The sequence below is a fragment of the Nonomuraea ceibae genome (genome assembly GCF_019396325.1).
GTDB lineage: Bacteria > Actinomycetota > Actinomycetes > Streptosporangiales > Streptosporangiaceae > Nonomuraea > Nonomuraea ceibae.
Genome location: NZ_JAHKRO010000209.1, coordinates 1 through 7,838, shown reverse-complemented (window position 1 = coordinate 7,838; position 7,838 = coordinate 1). Strand labels below are relative to the sequence as shown.

The following is a 7,838-nucleotide window of genomic DNA, read 5'->3' as shown; positions in this document are numbered from 1 at the left end:
CCCGGGTCGCCGAGGCCGCCGCGAGGCTCGACGGCGTACGGGCCGAGGCGGCGGCGATCCCGGCGGCCTCGGCGGCGCTCGACGCGGCGAGGGCGGCGCTGGCGGCGGCCCGGCGGCGTGACGCACTCGCGGCGGAGCTGGAGTCGGCGTCGGCGCACCACCAGACGCTGGTCGACCGGGCCCAGGGGCTGCGCGAACGATGGCTTGACATCCGGCAGGCGCGCATCGAGGGCATGGCGGCCGAGCTGGCCCGTGACCTGTCCGACGGGCTGCCGTGCGCCGTGTGCGGCTCCGACCACCACCCGCATCCGGCGTCCCCCACGGAGACCGCCCCCTCGCCGGACGACGAGCTGGCCGCCGAACGCGAGCACGAGGCGGCGCTCGCCGACCGGGAGGCGGCCGAGCGGACGCTGGCGTCGCTGGAGTCCCGCCTGGCCGACGCCGAGGACGCCACCGGCGGGCTCGACGCCGCCGAGGCGGAGGCCGCGGCGGCACGGGCCGAGGACGAGCTGGCCCGCCTGCACGCGATCGCCGACCGCGAGCCCGCGCTGGCCGCCGAGCTGGAACGCATCGAGGCCGAACGCGACACGGTCAGGGACCGGGCCCGGGAGATCGGCGAGGCCCTGGCGGCGCACCGCTCCCACACCACCCACCTGCACGCCGAACGCACCCGCCTCCGCACCCGCCTGGCCACCATCCACCCACCCCTCGAACCCCCCGCGCCCATCCCCACCGAAACGACGGCGACCGACACCCACGACGGGCTCACCGTGCCTTCTTCGGAAGCGGAGGCGCACGAAGGGGCCGCGCCCTCTACGGAAGCCGAGGCGTACGAAGCGGTCGATTCGCCGACGCTCTCCTCGGAAGCAGAAGCAGAAGCAGAAGCGGAAGCGGAAGCGGAAGCGTTCGAAGGGGTCGAGCTCGATGCCGTGCGGGTGTTGGAGTGGGCCCAGGCGGAGTTGGGGCGGCTGCGGGCGGCCGCTGCGCGGGAGGGGGAGCTGGCCGGGGCGGTGGCCGGGCTGGCGCGGGAGCGGGAGGCGTTGCAGGAGGACGCCCGGCGGGTGGCCGCGAGGCTGGCGGCCGGCCGGACACGGCAGGAGGAGCTGAGCGCCGACGCGGCCAGGCTGGCGGCGCGGCTGGACGAGGCGCGCGGCGGCGACGAGACGATCACCGCCCGCCTGTCGAGGCTGAACGACGAGGCGGAGCTGCTGCGGGAGGGGTGGGAGGCGACGCGGGCGGCGGCCGTGGCGGAGGGGGAGCGGTCCCGGGCGGCCGAGGCGGCGGAGGAGGCGGCGCGCGAGGCGGGGTTCGCGGACGCGGCGGACGCGGAGGCGGCGGCGCGCGGCGCCGCCGAGCGCGAGGAGAAGGCCGAGACGCTGCGCCGGCTCGACGCGGAGCACGCCGCGGTGACGAGCACGCTGGAGGACCCGGAGCTGGTGGCCGCGGCGGCGCGGCCGGCGCCGGACCTGGCGGGGCTGGCGGCGGCGCGGGACGAGGCGGAGCGCGTCCACACGGAGCTGGCATCGGCCCGGGACCGCGCCGGGGCCAGGCACGCGCGGCTGCGGGAGCTGAAGGCGGAGCTGGAGGGCTGCGTGGCGCGGTGGCGGCCGGCGGCCGACCGGCACCGGCTGGCCGAGCGGATGGCGTCGCTGGCCATCGGCACGTCCAGCGACAACCAGTGGAGCATGAGCCTGTCCTCCTACGTGCTGGGTGAGCGGCTGCGGCAGGTGGCCGACGCGGCGAACGAGCGGCTCGACCACATGTCCGGCGGCCGCTACCTGCTGCGCCACGACCTGGCGAAGACCGCGGGGTCGCGGGCGCGCTCGGGCGGCGGGCTGGGGCTGCGGGTGTACGACGGGTGGACCGGGGTGGAGCGTGACCCGGCGACGCTGTCGGGCGGCGAGAGCTTCATCACCTCGCTGGCGCTGGCGCTGGGGCTCGCGGACGTGGTGACCGCAGAGGCGGGCGGCGCGGAGATCGGCACGCTCTTCGTCGACGAGGGGTTCGGCACCCTGGACGAGGACACGCTCGACGGCGTGCTCGACATCCTCGACGGGCTGCGGGACGGCGGCCGGGCGGTCGGCATCATCAGCCATGTGGCCGAGCTGCGCACCCGCATCCCCGCTCAGCTCAGGGTCGCCAAGACCCGCACCGGTTCGACGCTGTCCGTCGTGGGGGGATAGTCACGAATCAGCAGGTGGTAGCGTTCACGTACCACTTCACAAGATGTAAGACCACATAGTGAGACGTACATGACGCAATCCCCCCGAAGTGAGGCCCCCAGCCGGACCCGGATCGCGGCCGCCAGCCTGGCCGGCACCGCCATCGAGTTCTACGACTTCTACATCTACGGCACCGCGGCGGCGCTGGTGCTGAACACCGCGTTCTTCCCCGAGATGGATCCGCTGGCCGGGAGCCTGGCCGCGTTCTCGACGTTCGCGGTGGCGTTCATCTCCCGGCCGCTCGGGTCGGCGCTGTTCGGGCACTGGGGCGACCGGATCGGGCGCAAGTCCATGCTGGTCGTGTCGCTGCTGGTCATGGGGCTGTCCACGATCGTCATCGGGCTGCTGCCCGGCTACACGGCCATCGGCGTCGCCGCGCCGGTGCTGCTGGTGCTGCTGCGGTTCACGCAGGGCATCGGGCTCGGCGGCGAGTGGGGCGGCGCGGCGCTGCTGGCCACCGAGCACGCGCCGCCCGGCAAGCGCGGCCTGTACGCGATGTTCCCGCAGCTCGGGCCGTCGGTCGGGTTCATCGCGGCCAACGGCCTGTTCCTGATCCTCGGCGCGACGCTCACCGACGAGCAGTTCGGCTCGTGGGGGTGGCGGGTGCCGTTCGTGGCGAGCCTGCTGCTCGTGGTCGTCGGGCTGTACGTGCGGCTGAAGATCTCCGAGACGCCGGTCTTCCAGGCGGCGATGGACGAACGGCGGATCGCCAAGGTGCCGTTCGCCGGCCTCATGCGCCACCAGTGGCGGCGCGTCCTGCTCGGCGCCGGCGCGATGGTGATCGCGTACACGCTGTTCTACACGGCCACCACCTACTGCCTGGCGTACGGCACCGGCACGCTGGAGATCCCGCGCACGACCATGCTGGCGCTGACGATGATCGGCGTGGTGTTCATGGCGGCGGGCACCGTGGTGTCGTCGATCGTGTCGGACCGGCTCGGCCGCCGCCGCACGCTCATCACCGGCACGTCCGTGGCGATCGCGTGGGGGCTGGTGATGTTCCCGCTGATGGAGACCCGGTCGGTGCCGCTCGTCGGCGTGGCGCTGGCGGGCGCGCTGGCGCTCATGGGCCTGGTGTTCGGGCCGATGGGCGCCTACCTGCCGGAGCTGTTCCGCACCGAGTTCCGCTACAGCGGCGCCTCGGTCGCCTACAGCCTGGGCGGCGTGCTCGGCGGCGCGGTGCCGCCGCTGGTGGCGACCAGCATGCAGGCGAGCGGCGTCGGCGTGTTCGGCGTCGGTGTGTACGTCTCGGCGATGGCCGTGCTCAGCCTGCTCTGCCTGATCGCCCTGCCCGAGACCGGCGACGAGACCCTGTAGACCCCGGGAGACCCGGTCGCGTAGACCCCGGGAGACCCGGTCGCGTAGACCCCGGGAGACCCGGTCGCGTAGACCCCGGGAGACCCGGTCGCGTAGACCCCGGGAGACCCGGTCGCGGGCCGCTACACCGGCCCGCCGACCGGCTGGGCCGGCCGCTCCACGTAGGCGGCCAGCGCCCGCACCCGCTCGGCGTGCTCGTCGTGGCCGACGATCACCGGCGGCTCGTTGTACGGCATCGCGTCGGACGAGCGCCGCAGCTTGATGTACTGGCCGCAGGCGTCGATCGCGTACGGCTCCATGTCGTCCTGCAGCGCGCCGATCACCGTGATCCCGTACGTCTCGCCGATCCGCCGGAACAGCGCCACCGCCTCCCGGCGATGCTCCTTGCCCAGGTTGCGGCCCAGCTCATCGAGCACCAGGCACAGGTGGCCGCCGCCGGAGGAGGCGATCGCCGCCGCGCACACCAGCTTGACCGCCTTCTCGTCCATGAGCGCGGTGTTGGCCCGCCGGTTGTACGGGACGAAGCCCTGCCCCTCGCCGCGCCGCCACTTCGGCGTCACCCGCCACTGCCAGCGCTGCTCCGGATCGGCCGGCGCGGGCGGCACCGGGAACTCCAGCGTCGCGCCGTAGCCGCCGTAGGAGGTGTCGAGCTTCTCGAACTCCTCCGCCACCCGCTGCAACCGCGCCTTGATCGCCGCCGTCAGCGCCGCCCGGTGCACCGCCGTCGACTGCGCCGCCTCCTCCGCGCCCTTGTCGGCTGCCGCCAGGTCACGCTGGCGGGACACGATCTGTGCCTCGATCTGCCGCCGCTGGTGCTTCTCGTACTCCTCCTGACCCCGCAGATAGGACGCCAAAGCACCGCACACCGCCGCGAACGTCGCCTGCTCGCGCGCCGTGCTGCCGCCCCGCTCGTCCAGCAGGAACCGCAGCTCCTCCGGGATCTCCGCGTCCTCCTCCGGGAACGTGTCACGCAACGCCTGGTCGAACTGCCGCTCCGCGGCCCGCCACCACTCGTCGGCGGTGCGGCCCCGCTCCTCCTCGGGCAGCGCCCGCACCCACTCGCCGGCCGTCTCGACGGTGCCGCCCCACTCGGCGGCCAGCGCGTCGAGCCGCAGCGCCTCCCGCTCGCCGCCGACCCGCGCCTCCTGCTCGCGGGCCTGCGCCCGCTCCGCCTCGTGCCGCTGCCGCCTGCCCTCCAGCCGCTCGATCTCCATGTCGCGGGTCCGGGCCCGGAAGTCGAGCGAGGACGCCTGCCGCTCGGCCTCGGCGACCTGCGGCGTCAGCTCCTCCAGCGCCGCCGTCAGCTCGCCCAGCCTGGCCCGCCGCTCCGCCAGCCGCCCTTCGAGCTCGCCGAGCCGCACGCCGGCCCTCGCCCCGTCGAGCCGCCGCTGCGCCTGCGCGACCGTCTCCTCCGCGTCGTGCACGGCCTGCGCGGCCGTCTCCTGTACGTCCATCGCCCGGTTCAGCCGCTGGCCGGCGGCCTTGATGCGCGCCTCCCGGCCCGTCGCCACCCCGTCGAACGCCCCCACCACGCTCACCCCGGCGGCGCTGACCAGCACCGAACCGGGCAGACCGGACAGCGCCTCGGCGGCCTCGCCCAGCTTGGCGGCGTCGACGACCACCGCGTGCTCGCCCGGCCAGCCGCGCAGCTCGTCCACCCGCAGCGAGCCGCGGGCCTGCTCGGCCACGTCCAGCGCGTCCAGCAGGCCCGTCGCGCCCACGCCCGCCGCCGCCAGCGCGTCGAGCTGCGCGGCGGCCGGGCCGCCCTCGGCGTCGTCCAGCGCCGCCCGGGCCGAGGCCACCTCCTGGTCGGCCACGCCCAGCGCCTTGAGCGCCTCGTTCAGCCGCAGCCGCGCCGCCGCCAGCTCCCGCTCCGCCGCCGGCACGTCACGCCCGTCGGCGAAGCGCCGCGCCTCCTCCAGCGCCGGGATCATCCCGCGCAGCTCGTCGGCCGAGTTCTCCGCCACGGCCCGGTCGGCGTCGAGCTTGGCCGCCCGCGCCTGCAACGCCGCCAGCTCCCTGCGCGCCTCCGTCACGCCCCGGTCCAGCGAATCGTCCTTCAGCGTCGCGATCTCCGCCTTCACCAGCGCGATCGCCTCCGCCGCCGCCTCACCGGCCGCCCGATGCCGCGCCAGCTCACCGGCCAGCGCCTCGTCCTTCGCGGCGGCGTCGGCCAGCTTGCGCGCCTGCCGCCCCCGCCAGCACCGCAACGCCTCGGCCAGCCGTACGCGCGCCTGGTCGCGCCGGTCGAACGTGGCCAGCAACGCCTTCGACTCCGCCTCGAACTCCGCCAGCCGCTCACCCGCCAGCACCGCCCGCACCCGCTTGGCGTGCTCGTCGCGCCGCGCCTCCCGCTCCTGCTCCAGCTCGGCGTCCAGCCCCGTCAGCGCCGCGATCGCCTCGAACACCCGCTCCGGCGAGATCTCGTTCAGCGGCTGCGACAGCAGGTTCGTCGCCACCTTGCTGCGCACGCTCGTCGACAGGAACGACACGCACCGCACCCGGTCGCCGTACAGCACCTTCGTCAGGTCACGGGCCACCACGTCCCGCCGCCCCGCCGACCGCGGCAGCGAACCCCACAGCTCGTCGGCCCGCGCCACCCGCTCCGCCTCCGACGCCGCCGCGGCCAGATGCACCCCGGCCCGCCAGCGGATCTCCAGATGCGGAGCCTCCTGGTTGACCCGCAACCAGACCGTCACCGGCCCGCTGGAGTCGTCCGGCACCTCGAACAGCTCCCCGTCGTCCCCCGCCGCCGCCACCGGCTCGGCCGGAGCCGCGAACTCCCGCATCCCCGGCGGCCCGAACACGCCCACGATGTAGCCGTGATCGGCGCTCGCCCACTGCCGCGCCCCGGCCCCGCTGGCCAGCTCCGCGTTGAACAGCAGCTCCGACACCGCCTTCGCCCCCGACGCGAACCGCCACTGCTCGTCACCCAGCAGCGCCGTGATCGAGGCGATGAACGAGGACTTGCCCGCCCCGTTGGAGTCCTTCGGGCCCGCCCCCGCCACCACGATCAGCGTTCCCGGCACCGTCGGCACCGGATGGGTGGACAGGCGGGAAATGTTGACCGCTTGCACAGCGACCAGCACGCGATCCCCGACGACGTTCTCCACCTGCGCCACTTCAGCTCCCCGTAACCTTCCATGCGTCCTGATCCGCGTCCTGACCCACGGCCCCGCCCGTCCGGCGGGCCGTCCCGCTCGTCACCTGGCCGTCCTCCGAGCCCGTACGGCCGCCGCCAGCGGGGTGTCGGGGCCCGCGGCCAGGATCAGCTCCTCCTGCAGCCGCCGCCGCGCCGCCGGGGTGAGCCGGTGGAACTGCGGGCCCGGAACGTAACCACCCGCCTCCTCACCGGCCTTCACCTGCGCCAGCAGCCCGGCGTGCCGCAACGTCCGCAACGCCGACTCCAGCTCGCCGATCGGCAACTGGGTGTGGCGGCGCAGCTCGTCCACCGGCGTCGGGTGCGGCGACAGCCACGAGTCCTCCGGCAGCAGGCCCTCGGCGCGCGGGATCGCCACCGAGTGCACCAGCACCAGCGTCAGCACCGCCCGCTCACTCTCCCCGAGCCCCTGTCCCGGCCCTTGGGCTCCGCTCCTGCCACCTCCGGCGTGCGCGGGCCGATCCGACCGCCGTCCGTCCACGCCCGGCTCCGACGGCTCGGCGTCGGCGGGCTGCTCCGCGGCGGGGGCGCGGTGCAGCGCGGCGATCTCGTCGCCATAGCCCGAGATCCAGCGCTCACGATGCTGGACCAGCACGCGACCCCGCCGGGCCAGCATCGCCGTCAGGGTGTGGCGCAACGCCGGGTCGCGCAGAGCGGCGAACCTCGCCTCCTGCACAGGCTCGGCGGCATGCTCCACCACCATGAACGCGGCCACCAGCTCGGCCCGCCGCCGCTCGTCATAGGCGTCCAGCAGATCGCCGAACTCGGCCACCCCCGCCTCCACCCGCCCCCCGGCCCCGGCAACCCCCTCCACCAGAGAGCCCTCCGCCTTAAGCCGCACGTCCGGCACGGGCTGCACGTCCGGCACGGGTTGCTCGTCCTGCGGAATCTGCGCGTCCCGGTCGGCCTGGACCGGGTGCTCGTCGTGCGGCTGTGTGTCCCGTACGGGCTGGTGGCCCTGTGGGGGGTGCCCGTCCTGCACCGCGTCCGGCTGCCCGGGCGGGGGCGGGTTGTGGGGCTCGGTCGTTTCGGGGGCGTCGTGGCCCAGGGCGGGGGTGGACGGTGTCCGCGCTGGTGGGGCCGTCGATAGCGGTACCGCTATTGGCGGCGTTCCGGCTCGGGGATGCGGCGGACCAGCT

General features: G+C 75.2%; 4 protein-coding genes. 2 read left to right on the top strand and 2 right to left on the bottom strand.

Translation table 11 applies throughout. From position 1 onward, the window contains the following. Together KME80_RS48895 and KME80_RS48890 are read left to right on the top strand one after the other, a co-directional pair. Window positions 1-2,183 (top strand): SbcC/MukB-like Walker B domain-containing protein (locus KME80_RS48895; RefSeq protein ID WP_281427551.1); only part of this gene is annotated, 2,183 nt, incomplete at its 5' end. A gap of 69 nt (window positions 2,184-2,252) precedes the next feature. Further along, the gene (locus tag KME80_RS48890) at window positions 2,253-3,539 is read left to right on the top strand and encodes an MFS transporter (RefSeq protein ID WP_219519581.1); all 1,287 of its coding nucleotides are present in this window, start codon (window positions 2,253-2,255) and stop codon (window positions 3,537-3,539) included. Between the two features lie 122 nt (window positions 3,540-3,661). On the opposite strand, the gene KME80_RS48885 is transcribed toward KME80_RS48890, so the two are convergent. After that, on the bottom strand, window positions 3,662-6,661 hold the full coding sequence (locus tag KME80_RS48885; protein WP_219519579.1) for a coiled-coil domain-containing protein: 3,000 nt from the start codon (window positions 6,659-6,661) through the stop codon (window positions 3,662-3,664). An 81-nt stretch (window positions 6,662-6,742) separates the two neighbouring features. Further along, entirely contained in the window at window positions 6,743-7,681 is a 939-nt protein-coding gene (locus KME80_RS48880; protein ID WP_308126265.1) for a hypothetical protein, read from the bottom strand. Window positions 7,682-7,838: the final 157 nt, after the last annotated feature.